Source organism: Streptomyces albiflavescens (assembly GCF_014645835.1).
Classification (GTDB): Bacteria; Actinomycetota; Actinomycetes; order Streptomycetales; family Streptomycetaceae; genus Streptomyces; species Streptomyces albiflavescens.
In genome coordinates this window covers 140,641-166,117 of record NZ_BMMM01000015.1, presented here as the reverse complement: position 1 = coordinate 166,117, position 25,477 = coordinate 140,641, and the positions used below count along the sequence as shown (strand labels likewise).

General features: G+C 69.5%; 19 protein-coding genes and 1 pseudogene. 15 read left to right on the top strand and 5 right to left on the bottom strand.

The annotated features are described in order from the left end of the window. The first annotated feature begins 9 nt into the window (after positions 1–9). Positions 10–246, top strand: coding sequence for an exodeoxyribonuclease VII small subunit (locus IEY95_RS34385; protein WP_189190096.1), 237 nt, complete (start codon positions 10–12; stop codon positions 244–246). 217 nt (positions 247–463) lie between these two features. Continuing rightward, positions 464–1,054 carry a malonic semialdehyde reductase gene (locus IEY95_RS34380; protein ID WP_189190095.1) on the top strand — a complete coding sequence of 197 codons (591 nt, stop codon included), beginning with the start codon at positions 464–466 and terminating at the stop codon, positions 1,052–1,054. Between the two features lie 69 nt (positions 1,055–1,123). Here the strand turns inward: IEY95_RS34380 and IEY95_RS34375 are convergent, their stop codons facing one another. Beyond that, complete coding sequence (locus IEY95_RS34375) at positions 1,124–1,642, bottom strand: DUF4245 domain-containing protein (RefSeq protein ID WP_189190094.1); 519 nt, start codon at positions 1,640–1,642, stop codon at positions 1,124–1,126. Between the two features lie 125 nt (positions 1,643–1,767). Between IEY95_RS34375 and glpX the strand changes: the two genes are divergently transcribed. Further along, positions 1,768–2,802: a class II fructose-bisphosphatase gene (gene glpX / locus IEY95_RS34370; RefSeq protein ID WP_189190093.1), complete on the top strand. Its 1,035-nt coding sequence runs from the start codon at positions 1,768–1,770 to the stop codon at positions 2,800–2,802. A 169-nt stretch (positions 2,803–2,971) separates the two neighbouring features. Here glpX and IEY95_RS34365 read toward each other — a convergent pair whose 3' ends face one another. Together IEY95_RS34365 and IEY95_RS34360 are read right to left on the bottom strand one after the other, a co-directional pair. Continuing rightward, positions 2,972–3,343 carry a WhiB family transcriptional regulator gene (locus IEY95_RS34365; protein ID WP_189190092.1) on the bottom strand — a complete coding sequence of 124 codons (372 nt, stop codon included), beginning with the start codon at positions 3,341–3,343 and terminating at the stop codon, positions 2,972–2,974. A gap of 199 nt (positions 3,344–3,542) precedes the next feature. Next, positions 3,543–4,295 carry a DUF1707 SHOCT-like domain-containing protein gene (locus IEY95_RS34360; RefSeq protein WP_189190091.1) on the bottom strand — a complete coding sequence of 251 codons (753 nt, stop codon included), beginning with the start codon at positions 4,293–4,295 and terminating at the stop codon, positions 3,543–3,545. A 165-nt stretch (positions 4,296–4,460) separates the two neighbouring features. Here IEY95_RS34360 and IEY95_RS34355 point away from each other — a divergent pair, with 165 nt between their 5' ends. The 7 genes from IEY95_RS34355 to IEY95_RS34320 all read left to right on the top strand — a co-directional run bounded on the left by IEY95_RS34355 (position 4,461) and on the right by IEY95_RS34320 (position 13,490). Continuing rightward, positions 4,461–6,128, top strand: a complete 1,668-nt coding sequence (locus IEY95_RS34355) for a fumarate hydratase (RefSeq protein WP_189190090.1) — start codon at positions 4,461–4,463, stop codon at positions 6,126–6,128. Positions 6,129–6,284: 156 nt separating this feature from the next. Further along, a complete protein-coding gene (locus tag IEY95_RS34345; protein ID WP_229703562.1) occupies positions 6,285–6,806 on the top strand; it encodes an SH3 domain-containing protein in 522 nt (173 codons plus the stop codon). A gap of 218 nt (positions 6,807–7,024) precedes the next feature. After that, a complete protein-coding gene (locus IEY95_RS34340; RefSeq protein ID WP_189190089.1) occupies positions 7,025–7,831 on the top strand; it encodes a helix-turn-helix domain-containing protein in 807 nt (268 codons plus the stop codon). 107 nt (positions 7,832–7,938) lie between these two features. After that, positions 7,939–9,342 (top strand): class II fumarate hydratase, encoded by a 1,404-nt coding sequence (locus tag IEY95_RS34335; protein WP_189190088.1) that lies wholly within the window; start codon positions 7,939–7,941, stop codon positions 9,340–9,342. Positions 9,343–9,458: 116 nt separating this feature from the next. Further along, complete coding sequence (fomD, locus tag IEY95_RS34330; RefSeq protein ID WP_189190087.1) at positions 9,459–10,151, top strand: cytidylyl-2-hydroxypropylphosphonate hydrolase; 693 nt, start codon at positions 9,459–9,461, stop codon at positions 10,149–10,151. A 371-nt stretch (positions 10,152–10,522) separates the two neighbouring features. After that, positions 10,523–12,703: an ATP-binding SpoIIE family protein phosphatase gene (locus IEY95_RS34325; protein WP_189190086.1), complete on the top strand. Its 2,181-nt coding sequence runs from the start codon at positions 10,523–10,525 to the stop codon at positions 12,701–12,703. Positions 12,704–12,920: 217 nt separating this feature from the next. Then, positions 12,921–13,490: a DUF6461 domain-containing protein gene (locus IEY95_RS34320; RefSeq protein WP_189190085.1), complete on the top strand. Its 570-nt coding sequence runs from the start codon at positions 12,921–12,923 to the stop codon at positions 13,488–13,490. A 110-nt stretch (positions 13,491–13,600) separates the two neighbouring features. Here the strand turns inward: IEY95_RS34320 and IEY95_RS34315 are convergent, their stop codons facing one another. Both IEY95_RS34315 and IEY95_RS34310 read right to left on the bottom strand, forming a co-directional pair. After that, complete coding sequence (locus IEY95_RS34315; protein WP_189190084.1) at positions 13,601–17,959, bottom strand: golvesin C-terminal-like domain-containing protein; 4,359 nt, start codon at positions 17,957–17,959, stop codon at positions 13,601–13,603. 354 nt (positions 17,960–18,313) lie between these two features. After that, a complete protein-coding gene (locus IEY95_RS34310) occupies positions 18,314–20,626 on the bottom strand; it encodes a transglycosylase domain-containing protein (RefSeq protein WP_189190083.1) in 2,313 nt (770 codons plus the stop codon). A gap of 316 nt (positions 20,627–20,942) precedes the next feature. Here IEY95_RS34310 and IEY95_RS34305 point away from each other — a divergent pair. The 5 genes and pseudogenes from IEY95_RS34305 to IEY95_RS34285 all read left to right on the top strand — a co-directional run. Continuing rightward, positions 20,943–21,170 (top strand): annotated as a pseudogene (locus tag IEY95_RS34305) (SPFH domain-containing protein); the annotation flags it as partial. Beyond that, positions 21,116–21,415, top strand: a complete 300-nt coding sequence (locus IEY95_RS34300) for a type II toxin-antitoxin system antitoxin (protein ID WP_189190082.1) — start codon at positions 21,116–21,118, stop codon at positions 21,413–21,415. The pseudogene IEY95_RS34305 and the gene IEY95_RS34300, both read left to right, overlap by 55 nt. 445 nt (positions 21,416–21,860) lie before the next feature. Further along, positions 21,861–22,388 (top strand): PadR family transcriptional regulator, encoded by a 528-nt coding sequence (locus tag IEY95_RS34295; RefSeq protein WP_189190081.1) that lies wholly within the window; start codon positions 21,861–21,863, stop codon positions 22,386–22,388. After that, positions 22,385–23,074 (top strand): ABC transporter ATP-binding protein, encoded by a 690-nt coding sequence (locus tag IEY95_RS34290; protein WP_189190080.1) that lies wholly within the window; start codon positions 22,385–22,387, stop codon positions 23,072–23,074. The genes IEY95_RS34295 and IEY95_RS34290 overlap by 4 nt, the downstream gene beginning before the upstream one ends. Beyond that, the gene (locus tag IEY95_RS34285; RefSeq protein WP_229703560.1) at positions 23,071–25,458 is read left to right on the top strand and encodes an ABC transporter permease; all 2,388 of its coding nucleotides are present in this window, start codon (positions 23,071–23,073) and stop codon (positions 25,456–25,458) included. The genes IEY95_RS34290 and IEY95_RS34285 overlap by 4 nt, the downstream gene beginning before the upstream one ends. The last annotated feature ends 19 nt before the right edge of the window (positions 25,459–25,477 follow it).

Below are 25,477 nucleotides of genomic sequence, written 5' to 3'. Positions count from 1 at the left end.
GGTGGCCGCATGACCAGCAAGGTGAACGAAGCGCTCGGGTACGAGCAGGCGCGGGACGAGCTGATCGAGGTGGTACGCCGTCTGGAGGCGGGCGGTACGACCCTGGAGGAGTCCCTCGCCCTGTGGGAGCGGGGCGAGGAACTGGCGAAGGTGTGCCGGCGGTGGCTCGAGGGCGCTCGGGCGCGGCTGGACGCTGCGCTGGCCGAGGAGGAAGAGGGCGCGGGCGGCGCGGGCGACTCCGAGTAGGGGCCGGGGGACGGGGGGAGCGACCCCGTTCGGCAGCGGTTTCCCGACTCCTGGCGGGGCCGGGGTCGGGGAAGCCGGCTGGTGATTGAAAGTTGAATCATGTGTGAAGTGGATCACTTTGATCCGCTTTTGGTTGAAGCTTAAACCTTCCTGTCGTAGCTTCGGACTCGCAAGCCGATCCCCCGGATCCCCGCTCGTCCCGAGAAGGTTTTTCACCATGTCTCTCGTTCTTGACCCCACCGCCCAGGACCTGCTGTTCCGCGAGGCCCGCACCGCGAACACGTTCACCGACGAACCGGTGACCGACGAGCAGGTGCAGGCGATCTACGACCTGGTCAAGTACGGCCCGACCTCCATGAACCAGTCGCCGCTGCGCGTCACCCTGGTCCGCTCCCCCGAGGCCCGCGAGCGTCTCGTGCAGCACATGGCCGAGGGCAACCAGCAGAAGACCGCCGCCGCCCCGCTGGTCGCGATCCTCTCCGCGGACAACGAGTTCCACGAGGAGCTGCCGGAGCTCTTCCCGCACTTCCCGCAGGCCAAGGACCTCTTCTTCGGCGAGCGCTCGGCGCGTGAGGGCAGCGCCGCCCTGAACGCCGCGCTGCAGGCCGCGTACTTCATCATCGGCGTCCGCGCCGCCGGCCTCGCCGCCGGCCCGATGACCGGTCTGGACTTCGCCGGCGTCCAGAAGGAGTTCCTGGACGACGACCACAGCCCGCTGATGGTCGTCAACATCGGCAAGCCGGGCGAGGACGCCTGGTTCCCGCGCTCCCCGCGCCTGGGGTTCGACCAGGTCGTCACGACGGTCTGATCTCCTCCGCACACACGAGAAGGGCCCCCGCCAATGGCGTCGGGGGCCCTTCTCGCATGTCCGTGCGGCTCAGGATGTCTTCAGCGCCTGCGCCATCTTCGTCAGCTGGGCGAAGGACGCGGTGCCGGTCACGACCGTCGTGGAGCCCTTGGCCTTGAGCACCAGGGCGTCGTAGCGACCCCCCGTGTACCGCTGCCACGTCTGGTCGCCGATCCGCTGGGTGGTCTTCGTCTCCTCGGCGCCCTGGCTGGCCGTGTCGATGAACACGGCCGGCTTCTGAGTGGACTGCTCGATCGCCACGTACTGGCCGTCGGGGTCGTGGAAACCCAGGTGCCAGGCGTCGAACTCCGAACCGTCATACCGCACGGACGTCGCCTTCCACGCCGCGGGCAGCCCCTCGGGCGCCGCCACGGGATAGCTCGCCGCGCGGCGCGCCGTGAGCAGCTCGACACGGTAGTCGACACGCTTGAGAGGAGGCTCGGAGTCGTCGTGCGGGATGAAGATGTAGATGACGCCCGCCATGAGCCCGATGAGGCCCAGGGAGAGAATCATGTCCCGGACCGACTGCTTGCCTTTCATACCTGCCACGTACCTATCGTCGCAGGTGCCCTGGCCTGCTCATCCGTGGGGCCCCCTGCTCATTTTGTCGACCTGACGATAGAGTCGGGGCACACCCTCATCCGGCCGTCGTCGTATCAGAAAGGTGCGTCTCGATGACCGAGAATCATCAGCTGCCGTCCGAACTCGAGGTCCCATCCGAGGCCCCCGACCGAAATCTCGCCCTGGAACTGGTCCGCGTCACCGAGGCCGCCGCCATGGCCGCGGGCCGCTGGGTCGGCCGCGGCGACAAGAACGGCGCCGACGGCGCCGCCGTCCGTGCCATGCGGACCCTCGTCTCCACCGTCTCGATGAACGGCGTCGTCGTCATCGGTGAGGGTGAGAAGGACGAGGCCCCGATGCTCTTCAACGGCGAAGGCGTCGGCGACGGGACCGGTCCGGAGTGCGACATCGCCGTCGACCCGATCGACGGCACCACGCTCACCGCCAAGGGCATGTCGAACGCGATCGCCGTGCTGGCCGCCGCCGACCGCGGCACCATGTTCGACCCGTCCGCGGTCTTCTACATGGACAAGCTGGTCACCGGCCCGGAGGCCGCCGACTTCGTCGACATCAACGCGCCCGTCTCGGTGAACATCCGGCGCGTCGCCAAGGCCAAGCGCTCCACGCCCGAGGACGTCACGGTCGTCATCCTCGACCGGCCGCGTCACGACGGGATCATCAAGGAGATCCGGGAGACCGGCGCGCGCATCAAGCTGATCACCGACGGCGATGTCGCCGGCTCGATCCTGGCCCTGCGCGAGGGCACCGGCATCGACCTGCTGCTCGGCATCGGCGGCACCCCCGAGGGCATCATCTCGGCCTGCGCCGTCAAGTGCCTCGGCGGCACCATCCAGGGCAAGCTGTGGCCCAAGGACGACGAGGAGCGGCAGCGTGCGATCGACGCCGGTCACGACCTGGACCGCGTGCTGACCACGAACGACCTGGTCTCCGGCGAGAACGTCTTCTTCGTCGCCACCGGCATCACCGACGGCGAGCTGCTGCGCGGGGTCCGGTACCGCGCCGAGACCGCGACGACCGAGTCGATCGTCATGCGCTCCAAGTCGGGCACGGTCCGGCAGATCACCTCGGAGCACCGGCTCAGCAAGCTGCGCGCCTACAGCGCGATCGACTTCGACCGAGCGAAGTAGCTCCTGCCGGGTTCGCCGGGGAACCGCGGGTCACGGGCACGTGCGGGTTGCCTGTGGCTGGTCGCGCGGTTCCCCGCGCCGTTGCCGGGCGCGCCCCGGGGGCGCGAAAACAGCAGCGAGAAAGGGGCGCCCCCTGAGCGGAGGGTCGCCCCTTTTCCCGTAGTACCGGTCAGCCGGCCGCCGCTATCGTCCCCCGCGCGGCCTTCTTGAGTTCCAGTTCGCGGCGGCGTCGTCGGGCGAGCACCACGCGGCGCTCGGCGGCGGTGAGGCCGCCCCAGACTCCGTACGGCTCGGGTTGCAGCAGCGCGTGTTCGCGACACTCAACCATCACCGGGCAGCGGGCACAGACGCGCTTCGCCGCCTCCTCACGGGACAACCGGGCGGCAGTGGGTTCCTTGGAGGGGGCGAAGAACAGGCCGGCTTCGTCTCGTCGGCACACGGCCTCCGTGTGCCATGGGGCTTCCTGGTCCCTGTCCCGCACTGGCGCCCGCTGGGCCGGAACGGCAGCTAACTGCAGGGACTGATGCGGCGGTTGCAGCACGGTCTACTCCTGACGACGGCTTCGCGAGCGTGCCGGGCGCCACGGAAAGGTCCACAGCGCCCTCCAAGAGACGATGCAGCAAGGCCTACCCGCTGTGCGCGCGCCTATGCACTGAGTTCCGAAGCCCAGGAATTCTCGTACGCGGCACGGCCCGCACAACTGGACCAATTCGCTGCCGGAGCCGCCGAATTCACAAGCGTCAACGATCCAGGTGCTTGTGCAAACTCCTGTCCACCCGGTCGGCCACGCGTTCGGTCACACGACCCGTCACCCGGTCGAGGAGGTCCGCGATCAGCTTGCCCCGCTTGGGCCTTGCCTCGACATTGCCCAGCACGGCCAGTCCGTCGACATAGACGACCGGCGCGTGGGGGTCGCCCGAATCCAGCGTGTCCACTTCGAAGTTGCCCAGTACCCCGCCGCCGCTGCCCCGCAGCGAGACGTTCTCCGGGACGCGGATCTCCACATTGCCGAAGACCGAGATCGCCTTGATGACGACCTGCTGGTACTCGAAGATCGCCTCACTCAGGTCTATTTCGACACTGCCGAAGATCGAGTACGCGTGGATACGCCGGCCCGCGCGCCAGCGGCCCTTGCGGACGGCGGCGCTGAAGACCGCCACCACGTTCTCGTCGGCCTCCGCCGGCATCGCGTCGGCGCTGGGGCGGTTGGGCGCGGAGGTGTACGCGGGGGTCGCACGGCCCGAGTGAGCGGCGGGCAGGTCTCGTACGAAGTGGTCGAGTTCGCCCACCGTCTTCGTGGCCAGCACCCCCTCCACCCGCTCCGCGTGCTCCTCCGCGGTCAGGCGCCCCTCGGCGAGGGCCTCGCGCAGGATGTCGGCGATCCGGTCACGGTCGGCGTCGGAAGCACGGAGCTCGGCCGGCTCCGCCACCGTGGATGCGGTCGGCTTCGCCGATGTGGGCGCGGTCGGGGCGGGGCTCTTCTGAAGGTCCACGGCAGCAGCGTACCCAAACGCGATAGATCGCGACTAGGGGTGTGGGCAACTATCGGACAAGCAACTGAGCCTTACCTCACAGACTCGGCGTCCGTGCCAGGTTCTACGCTGGTGGACGCTGCCAATGGAGGCACGCCGCTGTCTGTCGAGTGAGGAATGGGCGAGATGCCTGAGTTCGCGTACACCGATCTGCTCCCCCAGGGAGAGGACACCACCCCGTACCGGCTGGTGACCTCCGAGGGTGTCTCCACCTTCGAGGCCGACGGGCGCACGTTCCTCAAGGTCGAGCCGGAGGCGCTGCGCAAGCTCGCCGCGGAGGCCATCCACGACATCCAGCACTACCTGCGGCCCTCCCATCTGGCCCAGCTCCGGCGGATCATCGACGACCCCGAGGCGTCGAACAACGACAAGTTCGTGGCGCTGGACCTCCTGAAGAACGCGAACATCGCCGCCGCGGGTGTCCTGCCCATGTGCCAGGACACCGGCACGGCGATCGTCATGGGCAAGCGCGGACAGAACGTGCTCACGGAGGGTGGCGACGAGGCGGCCCTCTCGCGCGGCATCTACGACGCGTACAAGAACCTGAACCTGCGCTACTCGCAGATGGCCCCGCTCACCATGTGGGAGGAGAAGAACACGGGCTCGAACCTGCCGGCGCAGATCGAGCTGTACGCGACCGACGGCGGCGCCTACAAGTTCCTCTTCATGGCCAAGGGCGGCGGGTCCGCGAACAAGAGCTTCCTGTACCAGGAGACGAAGGCCGTTCTGAACGAGGCCTCCATGATGAAGTTCCTGGAGGAGAAGATCCGTTCGCTCGGTACGGCCGCCTGCCCGCCGTATCACCTGGCGATCGTCGTCGGCGGCACGAGCGCCGAGTACGCCCTGAAGACCGCGAAGTACGCCTCCGCGCACTACCTGGACGAGATTCCGGCCGAGGGCTCCGAGCTCGGGCACGGCTTCCGGGACAAGGAGCTGGAGGAGAAGGTCTTCGAGCTCACGCAGAAGATAGGGATCGGCGCACAGTTCGGCGGCAAGTACTTCTGCCACGACGTGCGGGTCGTTCGCCTGCCGCGCCACGGAGCGTCCTGCCCGGTCGCCATCGCCGTGTCCTGCTCCGCCGACCGCCAGGCCGTCGCGAAGATCACGGCCGAGGGTGTCTTCCTGGAGCAGCTGGAGACGGACCCTGCGCGCTTCCTGCCGGAGACGACGGACGAGCACCTCGACGAGTCGAGCGACGTCGTCAGGATCGACCTGAACCAGCCGATGGACGACATCCTCGCCGAGCTGACCAAGTACCCGGTCAAGACCCGTCTCTCGCTCTCCGGCCCGCTCGTCGTGGCCCGCGACATCGCGCACGCCAAGATCAAGGAGCGGCTCGACGCGGGCGAGGAGATGCCGCAGTACCTGAAGGACCACCCGGTGTACTACGCGGGCCCGGCCAAGACGCCCGAGGGGTACGCGTCCGGGTCCTTCGGCCCGACGACCGCCGGCCGCATGGACTCCTACGTCGAGCAGTTCCAGGCCGCGGGCGGCTCCAAGGTGATGCTCGCGAAGGGCAACCGCAGCAAGCAGGTCACGGACGCCTGCGACGCGCACGGCGGCTTCTACCTGGGCTCCATCGGCGGGCCCGCCGCCCGGCTCGCGCAGGACTGCATCAAGAAGGTCGAGGTCGTCGAGTACGAGGAACTCGGCATGGAGGCCGTCTGGAAGATCGAGGTCGAGGACTTCCCGGCGTTCATCGTGGTCGACGACAAGGGCAACGACTTCTTCCAGAACCCCGCCCCCGAGCCGACGTTCACCCACATTCCGGTGCGGGGTCCCGGGCTGGCGTAGCGTCCCGGGACGCCACAGCGGCGTTGCACCGCCTGAATGCTGTCCCACTTCGTCCCAGGAACGGGTGGGACAGCATCCTTGCGAACTTTGCCGGAAAAGCTCCGTGCTGACTGGATCACAGCCTGTGATCCGCAGGTCAACTCGGAGGGAAATCCCATGATTCGACGCACTGTGCGCAACGGCCTGGTGGCCGCGATCGCGGCCGTCGCCATCTTTCCGGTGACGGCCGTCGCCTCCGCCGCCCCGGCAGCGCAGACTCCCGGCTGGGTCACGCCCACGCAGATCTCGACGCCGAGCTGGTACCCGATGGCCCCGCAGTCCTCGCTCCCTGGCCTGCCCGGCGCCCGGCACGCCCAGCGGAAGGCGCCGAAGCACCGCGCCCGACGCCACGTGAGGACCCACGTACGGCACTACGTCACGACGCACGCCCGGCGCCACGTCGCGGCCCACACCTGGGGCCGCGTGGCCACCCACCACCTGCGGCTGAACGTCCGGTCAGGACCGGGAACCGGCTACCGGGTCATCGGCTCGCGCCGCATCGGCCACGTCGTGGCCATCACCTGCAAGATGCGCGGCTCCAACGTGCTGGGCAACCGGCGCTGGTACAAGCTCGCCCACCACAAGGGCTACGTCTCCGCGCGCTACGTGAACAACCACAGCGCCGTCCGCTGGTGCTGAAAGGCGCCGCTCCGCTCGGCCCCTGACATCCGATACCTCCTGACGGGGTGTCCGTCACCCCGTCAGGAGGTACTACCGGCCAATCAGCCGATCACACCGCCTCTCGGTGGCAGAACAGCAGGTCAACTCCCCTTCATATTCCGGTGATCGTGGTGTGGCCCGGCGCCTGGCACGGGAACGCATCAGGGCGTTCACCCCCGGCACTGCGAGGGAGCGAGATGGAGAGCCACGTGATGGTCAAGAGGCAGCCGCTGCCCGACTCGTCGGACGACGCGGAGCAACTCCTGGTGGAGCGGCTGCGCGCCCTCAAGCAGCGGACGGGGCTGAGTCTGGCCGCGCTGGCCACCGCCACCCCGTTCAGCAAGTCGACCTGGCACCGCTATCTGAACGGAGACCAGTTCCCGCCGCGCGCAGCGGTCGACGCGCTCGGCCGGCTCGCGGACGCCGACCCCGGTCCGCTCCTCGCCCTCTGGGACGCCGCGGCCCGGGCCCAGTCCAGAGCGGCGAGCGCGCCGCAGCCGCAGCCGGGCCCGGCGGCTCCCGCGCCGGGGGACGCCCGGCGTCCCCGCCGGGGGAATCGCGCCTTCGTCGCCCTCGCGGCGGTGGCCGCCACGGTGGCGGTCACCGCGGGCGCGGCGGACGTCCTGGACTTCGACGAGGCGGCGGCGCCCCGGGCGGCCTCCTGTCGCGGCAGCGGCTGTCAAGGGGAGTTTCCGACCTCCGAGACCTGCAGTCGCGACGCGCGGACGGAGAGCAGCGTCGTCAAGGCCGCCCAGGTCGTGCTGCTGCGTTTCTCCCCGTCCTGCGAAACGGTCTGGTCCGAGGTGCGCACCCGGGCCGGCGGTGCGCGGGAGATCTCGATCAGGTCGGGCCAGGACGAGCTGTCCGCCACGTACCAGGGCGACGACTCGGACGGATACACCAGCCCGATGCTGGCCGCCTCGAACCCGCGCGGGGCGCAGGCGTGCGCCACGGTGGGCGGAAAGACCGCGTGCACCGGCCTGTTCGGCGTTCCGCGCCGCTGACTCCCGGCGAGAGGACACAGCGTGACGCAGGACACTCCGTTCCTGTCCTCCTGCCGCGGGAACACGGGACAGGTCCGCGATGCTGTCCTCACTGGAGGTGATCGGCAATGGCCGATGAACAGGCAGCAGCCCCGTACCGGATCGAGCACGACTCCATGGGTGAGGTCCGTGTCCCCGCCGACGCGAAGTGGCGGGCCCAGACACAGCGGGCCGTGGAGAACTTCCCGATCTCCGGGCAGCAGCTGGAGCGCGCCCACATCGAGGCCCTCGCCCGGATCAAGGCGGCCGCCGCGAAGGTCAACGGCGAGCTGGGCGTGATCGGCAAGGACGTCGCGGAGGCGGTCCAGGAGGCGGCCGGTGAGGTCGCCGAGGGGCGCTGGGACGCGCACTTCCCCGTCGACGTCTTCCAGACGGGCTCCGGCACGTCCTCCAACATGAACACCAACGAGGTCATCGCCACGCTCGCGACCGAGCGGCTCGGCAGGGACGTACACCCCAATGACCATGTGAACGCGTCGCAGTCGTCGAACGACGTCTTTCCCTCCTCGATCCACATCGCCGCCACCGCCGCCGTCACCCGCGATCTCATTCCCGCGCTGGAGCACCTCGCCGCCTCGCTCGCGCGCAAGTCCGAGGAGTTCGCCGACGTCGTGAAGTCCGGGCGTACGCACCTGATGGACGCGACGCCGGTGACGATGGGGCAGGAGTTCGGGGGGTACGCGGCCCAGGTGCGGTACGGGATCGAGCGGCTGCGGGCCTCGCTGCCGCGGCTGGCCGAACTGCCGCTCGGGGGGACGGCCGTGGGCACCGGGATCAACACCCCGCCCGGGTTCTCCGCCGCCGTCATCGCGGAGGTGGCCCGGGACACGGGGCTGCCGCTCACCGAAGCGCGCGACCACTTCGAGGCGCAGGGGGCGCGCGACGGAATCGTCGAGACCAGCGGGCAGCTGCGGACGATCGCCGTCGGGCTGACCAAGATCGCCAACGACCTCCGGTGGATGTCGTCGGGTCCGCGGACCGGACTGGCGGAGATCAGCCTGCCCGACCTCCAGCCGGGGTCCTCGATCATGCCCGGCAAGGTCAATCCCGTCATCCCCGAGGCCGTACTGATGGTCGCCGCCCAGGTGATGGGGAACGACGCGACGGTCGCCGTCGCCGGAGCCGCGGGCAACTTCGAGCTGAACGTGATGCTGCCTGTCATCGCCAAGAACGTGCTGGAGTCGATCCGGCTGCTCGCCAACGTCTCGCGGCTGCTCGCCGACCGCACCGTCGACGGGATCGTCGCGCACCGCGAGAGGTCCCGCGAGTACGCCGAGTCGTCACCGTCCGTGGTCACGCCGCTCAACAAGTACATCGGGTACGAGGAGGCCGCCAAGGTGGCCAAGAAGGCGCTCGCGGAGCGGAAGACGATTCGCCAGGTCGTCCTGGAGTCCGGGTACGTGGAGCGCGGTGACCTCACACGGGAGCAGCTCGACGAGGCGCTGGATGTCCTGCGGATGACGCGTCCGTAACGGCGTTCGCCTCTTCGGAAGACGCCTGATGACACCTGCGTGACGTCCTGTGTCCGCTGCCGAGAACCGTGACGCGCGCCGCAGCGTCGTATGCCCGGGGCACCTAATATCTGGTCATGGCAGACGCTGGAGCGGTGAGAGACGTGGAAACGGGCGGGTCGACGGCGCACTGGGCCCCCGGGAGTCACATCCTGTGGCGGTACCGGGAGAACGCCGGCCCGCGCTTCCACATCTGCCGCCCCGTGACGGTCGTACGGGACGACACCGAGCTGCTCGCGGTGTGGATGGCGCCCGGCACGGAGTGCGTGAAGCCGGTGCTCGCCGACGGTACGCCGGTACACGGGGAGCCGCTCGAGTCGCGCTACACCAAGCCGCGCGCGGTGCGGCGCGACCGCTGGTTCGGCACCGGGGTGCTGAAGCTGGCGCGTCCCGGCGACGCCTGGTCCGTGTGGCTCTTCTGGGAGCCGGGCTGGCGTTTCAAGAACTGGTACGTGAACCTTGAGACCCCGCTGGCCCGTTGGGAGGGCGGGGTCGACTCCGAGGATCATTTCCTGGACATCTCCGTCCACCCGGACCGGAGTTGGCGCTGGCTCGACGAGGACGAGTTCGCGATGGCACAGCGCGCCGGTCTGATGGACGCTCAACTGGCCGCACGGGTAAGGGAAGCAGGGTGGTCGGCGGTGGATGTGATCCGCGCCTGGGACGCGCCGTTCTCGGACGGCTGGCAGCACTGGCGCCCGGATCCGTCGTGGCCGGTTCCCGCCCTGCCCGATGACTGGGACCGTACGCCCACGCACGTGTCCTCATGAGACCCTTGATGCGCCCCCGTGGTACAACCGTAGGATCGTCTTCCGCGTCAAATTCAATCAAGGCCGGTGCACAGCACCGTCGTTGAGAGGTGGCGGTCGGGTGACGGGAGGGCGCACGGCAGCAACAACTCCCGCAGTATGAGCTGGGCTTGACCATACGTCACCGAGGGGCGGCAGGACGTGAGCGAGGGGTACGAGGGCCACGACGGCGCGGCCCGCAGACGGACGTGCCGACCGCGCGGGCTCGCGATGGCGACCGCGCCCGTCGTGGGGCCAGGTCCCGACGACGCGCAGATTCCGTTCCTGGGGCACACATTCCGGGTATCGGGGCTGCGGGACGAACTGCACGCACGGCGCGCAGCCCCGGACGGATGGATTCGACACGCGTGACGGAGCACCCCACCTCGCACGAGCGCCGCCAGCCCGGCGCCGGCCGGCCGCCCGCCCCCGCGGACCCCCGCGGGGCGCTCCTGCGTACCCCGGAGCAGCCGTCCGCGCTGCCGGGCGCCACCGCGTTACCCGTCCAGGCCCGTACCGGCGACACACCCAGGGGTTCCGGTACGACCACGCCGTACGGCAAGCACAACCCCACCGGCGGTCAGACCTCCGCCGGTACCGACATGTCCCCTTCCTCCGGCTCCGCCTCGGCGCCCGGCACCGGCGCGTCCACACCGCCGCCCGCCTCCGAGCACTCCCAGCCCTCGGCCGCCGAGCCCGATCCGCACCGCCCGCGCCCCGCTCCCGAGGCCATCCCGGCCCAGCCGGCCAACGAGCAGGACCGGCCGTCGGGGAGCCCCGGCGGCAAGGACCGGCGCACCGGGCAGGGGCTGCCGCCGGCCGGCCCGATGCCGATGCGGCGCGACGGGGACCGGCTGCGCTTCGTGGGCGCCGCGACCCGCCGGATCGCCCGGGGCATCGACCTGGACGAGATCGTGATGGGCCTGTGCCGGGCCACCGTGCCGACGTTCTCCGACGCGATCCTCGTCTACCTGCGCGACCCGCTGCCCGTCGGCGACGAGCGGCCCACCGGCCCCGTCGTCCTGCGGCTGCGGCGCACCGACCGGATCCCCGAGGAGCGGGACACCGACGGCGGCTTCATGCCCGCGCTGCAGCCCGAGCCCAGCGAGTTGCAGTCGATGACCGCCGAGCTGTGCGAGGTGCGCCCCGGCGGTGCCCTCGCCGAGGTGCTGCGCGGCGTCCGGCCGGTGTTCGCGGACGCGCCCGCCGCCCGCGCCGCGCTGCCCGAGCTGCTCGGCGACGACCTGGCCGTGCCGAGCGGGCAGCGCGCGATCCTGGCTCCGCTGCGCGGCCGCCGCCGGGTGATCGGCGCGGCGCTGTTCCTGCGCCGTCCGGAGCGGCTCGCCTTCGAGGCCGACGACCTGCTGGTCGCCGCCCAGCTCGCCACGCACAGCGCGCTCGGCATCGACAAGGCGGTGCTGTACGGGCGCGAGGCGTACATCGCCGACGAGTTGCAGCGCACGATGCTGCCCGAGACGCTGCCGCGGCCCACGGGCGTACGGCTGGCGTCCCGGTATCTGCCGGCCGCGGAGACCGCGCGCGTCGGCGGCGACTGGTACGACGCGATCCCGCTGCCGGGCAGCCGCGTCGCCCTCGTCGTCGGTGACGTGATGGGCCACTCGATGACCTCGGCGGCCATCATGGGCCAGCTGCGGACGACCGCGCAGACCCTCGCCGGGCTCGATCTGCCGCCGCAGGAGGTGCTGCACCACCTCGACGAGCAGGCACAGCGGCTCGGCACCGACCGCATGGCGACCTGCCTGTACGCCGTCTACGACCCGGTGTCGCACCGCATCACCATCGCCAACGCGGGCCATCCGCCGCCGGTCCTGCTGCATCTGGGCGGACGGGCCGAGGTGCTGCGGGTGCCGCCAGGTGCCCCGATCGGCGTGGGCGGGGTGGATTTCGAGGCGGTGGAGCTGGACGCGCCCGCGGGCGCCACGCTGCTGCTGTACACGGACGGTCTTGTCGAGTCCCGCCTTCGCGACGTGTGGACCGGCATAGAGCAACTGAGGGAGCGGCTCGCGGCCACCGCGCAGCTGACCGGCCCCGACCATCCGCCGCCGCTCGAGGCGCTGTGCGACGAGGTGCTCGACATGCTCGGCCCGGGCGACCGGGACGACGACATCGCGCTGCTCGCCGCCCGCTTCGACGGGATCGCGCCGAGCGATGTCGCGTACTGGTTCCTGGAACCGGAGGACGCGGCCCCGGGACGGGCCCGTCGGCTGGCCCGGCGTGCACTGTCCCGCTGGGGCCTGGAGGACATGACCGACTCCGTGGAGCTGCTCGTCAGCGAGGTCGTGACGAACGCCGTGCGCTATGCGTCACGACCGGTGACGCTGCGGCTGCTGCGGACGGACGTCCTGCGTTGCGAGGTCGGCGACGACGTGCCGCAGCTGCCGCGGCTGCGGCAGGCGCGCGCCACGGACGAGGGCGGGCGCGGGCTCTACCTGGTGAACAAACTGGCCAGACGGTGGGGCGCGACACGGTTGAGCACCGGAAAGGTGGTCTGGTTCGAATTGAACCGCGGCTGAGGGGTACCCGCGACCGCGCGGTGCAGTACTGGCGCACCATCGACAAGGAGATCGGTGACCGGATCTCCCAGAACGTCAACGGAGGCTGAGGACAAAGGAATTGGGCGTGCATCTCGGGGTGAGTGGACGTGCCCCGGGCGGCACGCCGGTGCGTCGCTCCCACCGTGTAGCGTGCCGGGGCACTGGAGTTGTGTGGGCCGAAGGGCGGGGGAACGTCGTGGACGGTATCGCGTGGATTCGGGAGGCCTTCGACGCCTACTGCGTCACGTTCGCCCGCGGGCTGAGCGTGGATGAGCTGGTACGTCGCCTGGGCACGGACCCCGCCCGGATCCTGCCCTCCGTGTCCGCGCACGAGGCGGAGCTGCTCGCCAGGGACGAGGGACCCGTCGCCCGGCTGGGTACGGGCAACGGCTGGGCCTTCGCCCTGCAGTCCGCGAGCGCCGAGGGTACCGACCGGCGCACGCTGCAGCGAGTCTCCCAGGGCACGGACGCCGTCATGCTGCTGGACAGCGGCATGCCGCCGTACTGGTTCGTACATGCCCGGGACGGCGAGATCGCGGCCGACTTCGAACCCGGCGTGGAGGCGAAGCAGATCGGCGGCACCGACCCGTCCTTCCTCGTGCCGGCCATGCGGACCACGGGCATGCTGCTGGCGGACGGCACGGCGAACCCGGAGGACTGGGAACCGGAGCAGCGGATCCTCACCGTGGCAGAACAGGTCTTCTCACTGGACCTCCCCCGCGCGGCCCTGGAGAGCGGAACGCTCCCGGCCGTCGTCCTGGTGTAGACGCCCCGGACGCACGGAGCCCGTCCGGCCGGCGGTGTGCCGCCCGGACAGGCTCCGGTTGTCACGAGCGCGGCCTCAGCCGCGCCACCTGCACTTACGTGCCCGACGTCCTATCGCGTACGGACGAAACAGATCTGCGAAAGGTCCGTGCACTCCTCGAATCCCGGGACACTCACATAGAACTCGTCCTTGTCGAGCATCCGGTTGGTCGGCACGAAGAACAGGCCGATCCGGTTGGCCGCGCCCGAGTTCTCGTCGCCCGGAATGCTCGCCCGGCCGCAGATCTCGTTCCAGGTGTTGACGCGGGCGTAGTTGGGATCCTCGAGCAGCGTCCATCCCGTGCTGAGCGGCTTGGCGTAGAGCTGGGTGCACTCCTTGCCCGAGTTCACCGCCTGCGGCGGCATGCCACCGCTCTGATAGGTCGCCGCGAAGGGGTACTCGTCACAGCTCGACGTGCTGTTCGGCGGCTTCGAATCGGGGTTGGGCACCCACTTGTCCGGACCGCTCTTGGGGCAGATGACGGCGCGATTCGCCTTCTGGCGTTCGGTGCTCGCAAGGTAGTTGAGCGGTGACTTGTGGTCCCGGCTGCCCGGGTGGTACGGCAGCTTCTGCATGAGGATCCAGTAGAACGCCGCCGCCGACGGGTTCGCCTCGGTGTTGACGACGTACGTCGGGACGTAGTCGGGGAAGACACATCCCACCGTGCTCTTGCCCTTGGCCTCGCGGTCGCAGCGGATACCCAGCTTTCCGCTCGGCGGCTGGTAGTCGGCCCCACCGTTCGGGGCACCGCCCATGGTCGAGGAGAGGATCCAGTTCAGGTGCACGGTCTCATTGCCCGCCGTACCCGACCAGGTGTGGTCGATCTGGCCGACGGCCATGTGCGTGTCCACGCCCGACCACTCGGGCAGGCTGGACCAGGTGATCCCGGCCGACGAGCAGTTGGACTGGCAGAAGGACTGAATGTTGACCGTGACCGGCGGAACCTTGGGGTCGACCGTCGTCGGCTGGATCGTGACCGTCTGCTTGATCGTGGGACTGTCGATGTCCAGATCGATCTCATGCTTGTACGCGTAGATGTTCTGCGCGATGGGCGTGTTGTTCTCGTACAACGTGGCCGAGAAGCTGTCCTGCAGACACGCTCGGGTGCGCGTGTAGAACATGTCCTCGCCGCTCTTGGAGCAGAACGCGGTGCTCCCCGCGGCCAGTTGCTGTCGCTTGGTCTCCTTGACGGGATGCCCGAGGAACTGCAGACAGACCTCGGAGCCCTTCTTGCCCTTGACGGCACGGCAGTCGAAGGCGCGCGGGTGTTCCTCGGCCGCGGCCCCGGCTCGGGCGGCCTGCACTCCCGGCCGCGGGAAGACATGCCCGGGCAGGGTGGTGATGGGCTCCACCGCGGCCGGCTCGGGAGCGTCGGGGTTCCACTCCGGCAGCCGCATGTCCGTGATCAGGTCGTACGAGCCCGGTACGAACGCCACCGCGTCGAAGGCGATGTCCTCGTCCCCGGTGCCGTCCGGCGTGATCGTGTTGAGCCGCACCTCGGGGGTGTTGTCGAAGCGGTAGGCACCGAGCGACACCCAGCGGTTGCCGTCACCCGGCTGGGCGATGGTGCGCTTCTCGGTCCCGTAGGCGGTGTCGATCTCGTAGGTGGCGTACTTGGTCTGTGCCCCGTGATCGGGCAGATGGACCATCACCTTGGCTTGGCTCTTCAGTGACTTGTTCAGCTTCCAGATGCCGGTGATCTTCAGACGCTGCCCCTTGGCGTCGTCCTGGCGGGTGTGGCCGAACCAGAAGTGGCCGCCGAAGCCGGCGCCCAGCTGATGGAGGTCGACCTTGGAGGGGTAGACCGTCTCGACCGCGTTGTTGGCGAAGTTGAAGCTGAAGGAGCCCGAGTTCGTCCAGGAGTTGGTACAGCCGGACCGGATGACCGGGGTTCCCGACGGGACGTCGTCGACGATGAGGGCGTTGTCCGGGAGGCCACTGGTGGTGCAGGCGGGCGGGTAGGAGGTGCCGTCGGGCTCCTCCGGCGAGGTGTCGCCGAAGCGGATGAACTCGTATCCGCAGGTGTCGACGCAGTCGGTCTTCCACGTCACCGGCTTGTTCCACCAGCACTTGACGTCGTCACGGCCGCACGGCCCGCTGGCCGCGGTGTCGTTGGAGGCGCTGTCGGAGATGCGGCTCGGGTCGCAGCTGTTGGAGGAGTCGCAGAACGCGCCCTCGGGCGCCTTGAGGTGGGCCCGGTTGTAGAGCGCGCTGCCCTTGACCGTGACGGCCTCGTTGGTGCCGTTCCAGGTGGAGGGGCGGAAGGCGGGGACCATCACGCCCGGGGACTCCAGGAAGGACGGCGGGTGCGCGGCGAAGCCGAGGACCTTCTCCTGGTAGGGCCAGTTCTGCGGGCGGGCGGCGGCGCTGGCGTCCTCACCGCCGGCCGCGTTCTCCATGAACGGCAGCCGTCCGGCGTCCCATTCGGGGTTGGCGGGGTTGTTGGCCCAGCCGAGGCCCCACGGCGAACCGTCACCGGCGTTGGGGTGGAAGCCGGAGTTGTACGCCCACAGCGCGAAGTACCAGTTCTCGGGCCGGCCCGTGGTGCCGTGGTTGGCGATCATTCCCGCGGCGCGGGTCTCGTTCCACTTGGAGATGAGGGTCTGCAGGCCCGCGGCGATGTTCGCGGTGTAGTCCAGCGCGGCGGCCCGCTGCTTCTGGTAGTCCCAGGCCGCGCCGCCGTGCCCGTCCTCGCGGCCCGCCATCCGCATGTGGTCGGTGATCTGCGTGATGCCGTAACCGCAGTCCGCCTTGGCGAAGTCGACGTCCCAGTCATTGCTGGTGTCGCCGTCGTAGAGGTTGATGCCGTAGTAGTTGCCGATCAGCGGGTTGGCGGTGACCCCGGGCACGGCCTCCCGGCCGGCCTGCCACATGTTCGACTCCTGGGTGGTCACACCGAGCATGACCTGCGCCATCGCCCGGCCGCCGCCGTCCAGCGCGGGGTTGAGGAACAACGCCTGCGGCATGTACGCGGGCATGCCGAGGTTCTTCCAGTCCGCCGGGCGCGAGATGTGCGTGTTCAGCAGGCCCTTGACGGCCATGTCGACCGCCCACTCCACCTGGCGCGGCTTGGGCTGCATGGCTTGGTTGCGCACGTCGTTGCGCGGCACGGAGCAGGTGCGCTCCGCCTCCACCGGATCGCTCGGGTCACCGGCGGCCGCCGCGGTCACCAACGCCTTGTTGCTGCCTCCGGAACCGGTCAGCAGACCCGGCGACGCGTCACGGCCCTGGCCCGCATGGGTCGACACCCGCCGGGCCGGATCCACGGTGAAGGACGCCGTGCGCCCCGTGGCGCGGGTGGTCAGGGACATCTTCACCGTACGGGCCTTGGCGGTCTCGCCGGGCAGCAGCAGCGTTCCCTTGCCGTCGGCCCACGCCGTGTGGGTCAGGACGGCCTCGCCGCGCGAGGAGACGGTGACGTCCTTCGGCACGGACGCCAACCGCCGTACGGTGGACGGAAGTCGGTCGACCATCGGTCGCGTGGTGCCGGTCACGTACACGGTGCCGGCGCTCCGGGTCAGCCCCGTCTCGGTCGCGAGCCCCTTGGCCAGTACGGCAGCACGCGTACCGCGCGGGTTCGGGTGCGCCACGGCGCCGGCCGTGATGCGTTTCACCTGGGACGTGGCGCCGCGCTTGTCGAGGAAGGCGAGCCCGCCGTCGCCGTCGGGCGTGAGCCGGTAGGGCACACCGTCGGTGCGGACGAGGGCCTTGCGCGTGCCCCGGGCGTCGACCTTGACGACCTCCGCGCCGGAGGCCGCGAGGATGGAACCGTGCGCGGCCGGGACGGCCGAGGTGACTTGTCCTCCCAGCGCGATCGGCTTGCCCACCCTGCCCGTCGACGCGTCCAGCCGGAACAGCCGGGTGCCGGGCAGGTCTTCGCCCCCGGACTGGGTCAGGATCACCGACTCACCCGACCCACAGCCCGGGTTGTAGTACGACAGCGACGCCTTCAGCTTCAGCTTCGTCACCCGGCCGGAGGCCAGATCGACGACCGCGGTGAACCCGCCCCGGGCCATCAGCTGGGGTTTGTTGGTGAAAATGCGGGGCGCGTAGACCACCACCGCCCGCTTGCCCGAACCGGTGACGCAGATGTTGCCGATCCAGGCGTCGGCGTCGAATCCCGGCTCCGAAAGCGACGCCGTACTGCGCCAGGTGTAGCCGTCCTTCTTCCGGGCCGTGAGGATGTGGAATCCCTCCGCGTCACCCGATGTGGTCCACGCAAGGTCGCCCGAATTCTTCCAGGTCTTGCCCAGCACCGCGGCCCGCTCTGCCGACGGCACCGCGTCGCGCCGGTTCTCGGCCGCCGCCTTCGTGGCGGGAGCCGCGGGTGCCGGCGGGTCGGCCCAGGCCACGGCCTGAGTCAGTCCCGCGAGCACCGCCCCGGCCGCCATGGCGGCCAGCGGTGCCCTCATTCGTCTGTGGAATCTCAACGGTTCTCCTTCACAAATGGGCCCCCGCACCGCGGGAGTTCTGGAAGGGGAAAGGGCGCATGAAACGCAATCCGGCCACGCTTGACAGCCCGCGCATGGTCGGCGGGATTCGTGAATACAAGCCGTAAAGAGGCGCGAGCCGCTGGTCAGTGTGGAGCGCGCGTTGCCACTTGGGTTCCCTCCCCGTTACCGGAAAGCATGATCCGCGCGCGCAGCCCGGGTCAACAAAATTCTCATGGAACTCTAAACCTCCGGAACGTCTGGCCAATTATCGACCGCCGACATATCCGGTAAGTCCCGCCCGCACACAAGAAAAAGGGCGCCCGGTGAATCACCGGACGCCCTTTTCGCGTATTACTGGCTGTTCGGATCCAGCGGATTGTCTGGAATTCCGTCGGTCGGCGTCCCCGTCGGCGTGGTCGGGTTCGTGGTCGTCGGCTCGGTCGTCGTCGGCTCTTCCGTCGGAGTCGGCGGGCTGCTGCTCGTCGGCGGCTCGGTCGACGGCTCCTCGGTGGTCGGCGTCGACGAGGGAGTACTCGAAGGCGTCCGCGTGAACGTGGGCGTCTCGGTGGGCTCCACTGCCGCGCCCGACGTGGTGTCCAGGTCGAACTTGCTGACCTTGCCCATCGCGTCGAAGGTGTACGCCGCCCAGATCTGAGCCGGGAAGCCACCGCCGTTGACGCGGCCGTTCTCCGCGACGAGGCCCGTGGCGCCCTTCATGGAGACGTGCTTGCCCGCATTGGCGGTGCCGACCGCGCCCTCGCCGAACAGGCCGACAGAAGTGACCAGGTTCGGCGTGTAGCCGGTGAACCAGGCCGACTTGTTGTTGTCGGAGGTACCGGTCTTGCCGGCGACCTGCTGGCCGTCACGGGCCGGGTTGTCCCGCACCGCGACCCGGGCCGTACCGTCGTCGACCACGCCGGTCAGCACCGACGTGACCGTGTCGGCGGCCTCCTCGCTGATGACCTGGTCGCCGATCGGGTCGGGGAACTCGACCGCACGGTCCTTGTGCTCGGCCGAGGCGATGAGGGCCGGGGTGACCTTCTTGCCGTGGTTGTCGAGCGTGGCGTAGACGCCGGCCATCTCCAGCGGGCTCGCGCCCATGGAGCCGAGGGTCTGCGCGGGCACCGCCTGCAGGCCCTTGGTGTCCATGCCGAGATCGCTCGCGACCTTGAGGACCTCGTCCATGCCCACGTCGACGCCCATCTGCGCGAAGACGGAGTTGATGGACTTGTTGGTCGCGGTCTGGACGGTGACGTTGCCGTAGCTGTGCTCGTCCTCGTTCGGCGGCGCGAAGCCGATGTCGCTGCCCACGACCGGGCGCCGGTTCGTGCCGTCGTAGATCGTGTTCGCCGTGATCGGCTTGCCGCTCTGGGTCTCGGCCTGCTTGTCCAGGGCGGCCGCGAAGATCAGCGGCTTGAAGGTCGACGCGACCTGGTAGTCACGGCGGGTCGCGTTGTTGTAGTAGTGCTTGACGTAGTCCTGACCGCCGTACATGGCCAGGACCTTGCCGGTCTTCGGGTCGACGGACGCGGCACCGGCCTGGATGTCGGCGTCGACCTTGCGCTTCTTCGGGTTCAGCTTGCTGGTCAGCTGCGCCTTGACGGTCTTCTCGAGCAGCGACTGCTTCTTCTTGTCGATGTTGAGCTTCACCGTCCAGCCGCCCGCGTTGACCATGGCCTGGGCGTCGTCGAGGCTGGAGGCCGCGCCCTGCGCGAGGAGTTGCTTTGCCAGCGCGCTCTCCGCCGCCTTCACCAGATAGCCGGTCTGCCCCTGCATACCGGGCGCCGCCTTGGGGGGGTCGGGCACCGGGAACTTCATGGTCTGGCGCTCGGCGGAGTCCAGCCAGCCCTCCTCGACCATGTTGTCGAGGGTGTAGTTCCAGCGGGCCTTGACGAGCTTCTTGCCGGTGTCCGTGGCGTTCGCCCAGTCGTACTGGCTCGGGGCCTGCAACAGCGAGGCGAGGTACGCGCCCTGCTCGACCGAAAGCTCGCTCGCGTCGACGCCGTAGTAGGCCTGCGCCGCGGCCTGGATGCCGTAGGCGCCCTCGCCGTAGTAACTGGTGTTGATGTAGCCCGCGAGGATGTCGTCCTTGGACTTCTGGCGGTCCACCTTCAGGGAGATGACCAGTTCCTTCAGCTTGCGCGTGACGGTCTGGTCCTGGCTGAGGTAGTAGTTCTTCACGTACTGCTGGGTGATCGTCGAACCACCCTGCTTGCCCTTGCCGGACAGGGTGTTGATCAGACCGCGGGCCGTGCCCTTGAGGTCGACACCCGCGTCCTTGTAGAACGACTTGTTCTCCGCGGCGACGAAGGTCTTCTGGACCCCCTTGGGCACCTTGTCCAGGTCCACGATCTCGCGGTTGACGTCACCGGTGCGGGCGAGCAGCGAGCCGTCGCTGTACTGGTAGATGTTGCTCTGCTGCCTCGCGGCCGCGTTGCCCTCGGGGACGCCGACGACCATGTAGAGCACGATGAAGGCACCCATGCCGAGCAGGCAGAGGCCGAAGAACGTGCCGAGGATCGTCTTCCAGTTGACGAACCGGCGTATACCGCTGCGGCGGGTCTTCCCCCCGGCCGCTCCCCCTGCCGTCGCCCCGGACGAGCGCTGGGGCGCCGCGCGACGGCCACGCGCCTGCCGCGCTCGTCTCTCTTCCGCTCGTCCCATGGGTCGATCCGCTCCGCTTCGCTCTCGTATGGCACATAGGTCCGTCGCTCAGGTCAGCTCCGAAAGCTAACACCGCGCGCTATGACAAAGGGCAGCCGATCCGGTCTTTTCCGGACGTGACAATCAGCACGCGATGCGTACTCGCCCCAACAAAACCGACGAGTAAGTGGGGTGGAAGGTTGCTGGGCCGGGTAAAGTGTTATCACTTAGCTATACCAAAGCTATACCGCAGGAACGATCAAAGCGGGGGACCACCTCTGTCCACGCACGACGCGCACACCTCCTCACCCACGGCCGATGCGCCCGAGATACCGGCTCTACGATGCTTCAGCGGCAGCAGGCCGGTGCTGTCGTCGCGGCGCGGCGGCAGATCGTGGACGGTGCCGTGGGGATGGTCGAGGCGGCGATCGCCCGGATCACGGAGAGGGACATCGTGGAGCTGGACTCCGAGCGGAAGGCGGGGATGGTGTCGAACCTGATGGTGGTGCTGTGCGGGGACCGTGCGGCGCAGCCGGTCCTGAACACCGGATCCCTCTGCCAGTGACGGCTCCTTCCGAGGGGGCCTCGCCCCGGCGGCAGCCGCAGCAGCGCAAGCAGGTGCTGCTGCGGCTGGATCCGCTGGTGTACGAGGCGCTGGCCCGCTGGGCCGGGGACGAACTGCGCTCCGCCAACGCCCAGATCGAGTTCCTGCTGCGCCGGGCCCTGGCCGAGTCCGGCCGCCTGCCCGGCGGGGCGGGACCGATTCCTCGCCGGGGGCGTCCACCGGTTTCCGGCGAGCCGGAGGCCTAGGTCCTGTCGTCACATTCCCGTCGTCCGCCCGGAGGGCGGGCCCTGCGGCGTCAGGTGCGTGCTCTGGGGGTCCCCCCGGCCGAAGGCTGGGGGAGTGCCGGGCACAGGCCCTCGTACTGGATGTACTTGGGTCTGTGCCCGGTGCGGCGAGAGTGCGTGCATGGCGTCGCGGGGCAGACGGGAATGTGACGACAGGACCTAGGGGGACCCGCCTGTTTTCTCGCCCCCTCCGCGCCTGCCCGTCCCTACCCCCTTTCGGCTGCGGGTGGGCGGGGGTTGTTCGCGCAGTTCCCCGCGCCCCCAAAAAGGGCGTGGGGCGGAGGGGCGAAAAAGCCGGTGACAGAACCGTGACAATTGACCCTGACCTGCGGAACCACGCACCCTTCCATGATCTATACGCGCCATGTATACGCGGGGTGTATACGCCCTGTGTAGAGTGCTCCGCATGTCCATCGGTCACACCCTGCTAGGGCTCCTGGAGTCCGGCCCCCGTCACGGTTACGACCTGAAGCGGGCCTTCGACGAAAAGTTCGGTCACGACCGGCCGCTGCACTACGGCCAGGTCTACTCGACGATGTCGCGACTGCTCAAGAACGGGCTCGTCGAGGTCGACGGCATAGAGGCGGGCGACGGTCCCGAGCGGAAGCGGTACGCGATCACCGAGGCCGGGATCACCGACGTACAGCGGTGGCTCGCGACGCCGGAGAAGCCCGAGCCGTACCTCCAGTCGACCCTCTACACGAAGGTCGTCCTCGCACTGCTCACGCACCGCAACGCGAGCGAGATCCTCGACACGCAGCGCTCGGAACACCTGCGCATGATGCGCATCCTGACCGACCGCAAGCGCAAGGGCGACCTCGCGGATCAGCTGATCTGCGACCACGCCCTCTTCCACCTGGAGGCGGACCTGCGGTGGCTGGAGCTCACCGCCGCGCGCCTCGACAAGCTCGCCGAGGCGGTGACGACCCGATGACTCCTCCCCCCGGCTCCTTGCTCTCCGCGTCGGAGCTTCGCAAGACGTATGGACCGACCACCGCGCTCGACGGTGCCGAGTTCTCCATCCACCCCGGCGAAGTCGTCGCCGTGATGGGCCCCTCCGGCTCCGGCAAGTCCACCCTGCTGCACTGCCTCGCCGGGATCGTGCCGCCCGACTCGGGCTCGATCATGTACAACGGCCGGGAGATGGCCGGGATGAGCGACGCACAGCGCAGTGCGCTGCGGCGGAGCGAGTTCGGGTTCGTGTTCCAGTTCGGCCAGCTCGTGCCCGAGTTGACCTGTGTCGAGAATGTCGCGCTGCCACTGCGGCTGAACGGCACCGGGCGCAAGGAGGCCGAGCGCACCGCCCTGACGTGGATGGAGCAGCTGGAGGTCGACGACCTCAAGGGCAAGCGGCCCGGCGAGGTCTCCGGTGGTCAGGGGCAGCGCGTGGCGGTGGCCCGTTCACTGGTCACCAACCCGCGTGTGCTGTTCGCGGACGAGCCGACCGGCGCGCTCGACTCGCTCAACGGTGAGCGCGTGATGCAGCTGCTCACCGACGCGGCCCGCTCGACCAACGCCGCCGTCGTGCTCGTCACGCACGAGGCGCGGGTCGCCGCGTACTCGGACCGGGAGATCGTCGTGCGCGACGGCAGGTCCCGAGACATGGAGCGCGTTGTATGAGCGCCCGCCCGTCGCCCGCCGCCACCCTGCCCGAGGCGCGTCGCGCCGCCCCCCGAATCCCACAGTGGTCCCGTGACCTCGGCATGGGCGCCAAGTTCGCGGTGACCGGCGGCCGTGAGGCCTGGGTGCGTGTGCTGCTGACGGCCGTCGGGGTCGGTCTCGGGGTGGCCCTGCTGCTGCTCACCACGGCGATACCGAGCGCATTGGCATCCCGGCACGATCGCGAGCGCGGCCGCAACGACATGACGTACCGGTCGGTGGTCGAGAAGAAGTCGGACCGTACGCTGCTCATCGGCACCGCGGACACCACCTTCCACGACCTGGACGTACGCGGGCGGGTGCTGCAGCCCGAAGGAGCACGGGCGCCGCTGCCGCCCGGGGTGAAGAAGTTTCCCGCGGTCGGCGACATGGTGGTCTCGCCCGCCCTGGACCGGCTGCTGAAGTCCTCCGACGGCAAGCTGCTGCGCGAGCGGCTGCCCTACCGCGTCGCCGGGACGATCGCCGACTCCGGTCTCATCGATCCGCACGAACTCGCCTTCTACGCGGGGACGAAGGACCTGAAGGCGACCACGCACACGACCGGCCGGATCGAGCGCATCGACGCGTTCGGGTCCAGCGGCCAGTCCGAGCCGATGGACCCGGTCCTGCTCCTGCTGGTGCTGATCGTCTTCGTGGTGCTGCTGATGCCGGTCGCCGTCTTCATCGCCGCGGCCGTACGCTTCGGCGGCGAGCGGCGCGACCGCAGACTGGCGGCGCTCCGGCTGGTCGGCGCGGACGGGCGGATGACCCGGCGGATCGCGGCCGGCGAGGCGCTCGCAGGAGCGGTGGTCGGGCTGGTGCTCGGCGCCGGGTTCTTCCTGATCGGGCGCCAGATCGCAGGCATGATCTCGGTGTTCAGGATCAGTGTGTTCCCCAGCGACCTCAATCCGGCGCCCGCGCTGGTGGCGCTGGTCGCCGTGGCTGTCCCGGCCGCCGCCGTCGCGGTGACGCTCTTCGCGCTGCGCAGTGTCGTCATCGAGCCGCTCGGCGTGGTCCGCACCGCGCGGCCCTCGCGGCGCCGCTTGTGGTGGCGGCTGCTGCTGCCGCTGGGCGGCCTCGCGATGCTGTACCCGATGATCGGGCAGGGACGCAGCAACGGGAACTTCAACGAGTACCTGGTCGTCGGTGGCGTCATGCTGCTCCTGGTCGGCATCACCGCGCTGCTGCCCTGGGTCGTCGAGGCGGCCGTCAACCGGCTGGGCTCCGGCGGAGTCGCCTGGCAACTGGCCATCCGCCGCCTCCAGTTGAGCAGCGGCACCGCGGCCCGCATGGTCAACGGCATCGCGGTGGCGGTGGCCGGCGCGATCGCCCTGCAGATGCTGTTCGCCGGGGTCGACGGCGACTACACCAAGGCCGGCAAGAACGACCTCTCGCGGGCCCAGATGTCGATCCAGGTACCGGACGGGGTCGCGATGAGCGAGGTCGTCCGCCAACTGTCCACGACCAAGGGCGTCACGCACACGAGCGCCCTGGGCAGCGGTCAGATCGGCGACGGGAGGAACGAACCCGAGCGTCAGGCGAGCGTGACCGTCGGCGACTGCACGGCGCTTCGCGAGGCGGCCAAACTGCCCTCCTGCCACGACGGCGACGTCTTCGCCGTGGAGGACGCCAAGTGGGACCAGGACACGGCGAACCTCGACAAGACCGGCAACAAGCTCTACATCGACCCGTCCTACGGCACCTCCGAAAAGGGCAAGGAAATCCCCTGGACGGTACCGAAGGGCATCAAGATCGCGGACTCGCGCGAGGATCCGACGGGCTACGAGCGCGGGGGCTTCCTGTTCACACCCGGTGCGCTGCCCGAGAAGGCCGCGTCGACCGTGTACGGGACCGTCTATCTCCAGCTCGACGAGTCGGTGCCGGACGTCCGTGAGTTCGTACGCAACAGCGCCGCCAAAATCGACCCGCTCGCGGACCCCGACAACTGGGCGGCGACGACGCAGTCCAAGCGCTTCACCTCCATCCGCACCGGCCTGTTCGTCGGCGCGACCTGCGTGCTGATCCTCATCGGCGCGAGCCTGCTGGTCTCCCAGCTGGAGCAGCTGCGCGAGCGCAAGAAGCTGCTGTCGTCGCTGGTCGCCTTCGGCACCCGGCGCCGCACACTGAGCCTGTCGGTGCTGTGGCAGACCGCGATCCCGATCGCGCTGGGCCTGCTGCTGGCGTCGGTCGTCGGTCTCACGCTGGGCGCGGTCCTGCTGAAGATGACCGCCACCTCGGTGAGCGTGGACTGGGCGAGCGTGCTGACGATGACCGGCATCGGCGCGGGAGTGGTGGTGCTGGTGACGGCGCTCAGCCTGCCGCCGTTGCTGCGGCTGATGCGGCCGGACGGGCTGCGTACGGAGTAGCGGGACACGTGGCGGGGCC

Coding starts and splice junctions, on each gene's coding strand:
- IEY95_RS34290 (WP_189190080.1), top strand. CDS start 22,385: ATGACTCCTCCCCCCGGCTCCTTGCTCTCCGCGTCGGAGCTTCGCAAG.
- IEY95_RS34340 (WP_189190089.1), top strand. CDS start 7,025: ATGGAGAGCCACGTGATGGTCAAGAGGCAGCCGCTGCCCGACTCGTCG.
- IEY95_RS34380 (WP_189190095.1), top strand. CDS start 464: ATGTCTCTCGTTCTTGACCCCACCGCCCAGGACCTGCTGTTCCGCGAG.
- IEY95_RS34295 (WP_189190081.1), top strand. CDS start 21,861: ATGTCCATCGGTCACACCCTGCTAGGGCTCCTGGAGTCCGGCCCCCGT.
- IEY95_RS34310 (WP_189190083.1), bottom strand. CDS start 20,626: ATGGGACGAGCGGAAGAGAGACGAGCGCGGCAGGCGCGTGGCCGTCGC.
- IEY95_RS34325 (WP_189190086.1), top strand. CDS start 10,523: ATGGATTCGACACGCGTGACGGAGCACCCCACCTCGCACGAGCGCCGC.
- IEY95_RS34335 (WP_189190088.1), top strand. CDS start 7,939: ATGGCCGATGAACAGGCAGCAGCCCCGTACCGGATCGAGCACGACTCC.
- IEY95_RS34385 (WP_189190096.1), top strand. CDS start 10: ATGACCAGCAAGGTGAACGAAGCGCTCGGGTACGAGCAGGCGCGGGAC.
- IEY95_RS34285 (WP_229703560.1), top strand. CDS start 23,071: ATGAGCGCCCGCCCGTCGCCCGCCGCCACCCTGCCCGAGGCGCGTCGC.
- IEY95_RS34345 (WP_229703562.1), top strand. CDS start 6,285: ATGATTCGACGCACTGTGCGCAACGGCCTGGTGGCCGCGATCGCGGCC.
- IEY95_RS34355 (WP_189190090.1), top strand. CDS start 4,461: ATGCCTGAGTTCGCGTACACCGATCTGCTCCCCCAGGGAGAGGACACC.
- fomD (WP_189190087.1), top strand. CDS start 9,459: ATGGCAGACGCTGGAGCGGTGAGAGACGTGGAAACGGGCGGGTCGACG.
- glpX (WP_189190093.1), top strand. CDS start 1,768: ATGACCGAGAATCATCAGCTGCCGTCCGAACTCGAGGTCCCATCCGAG.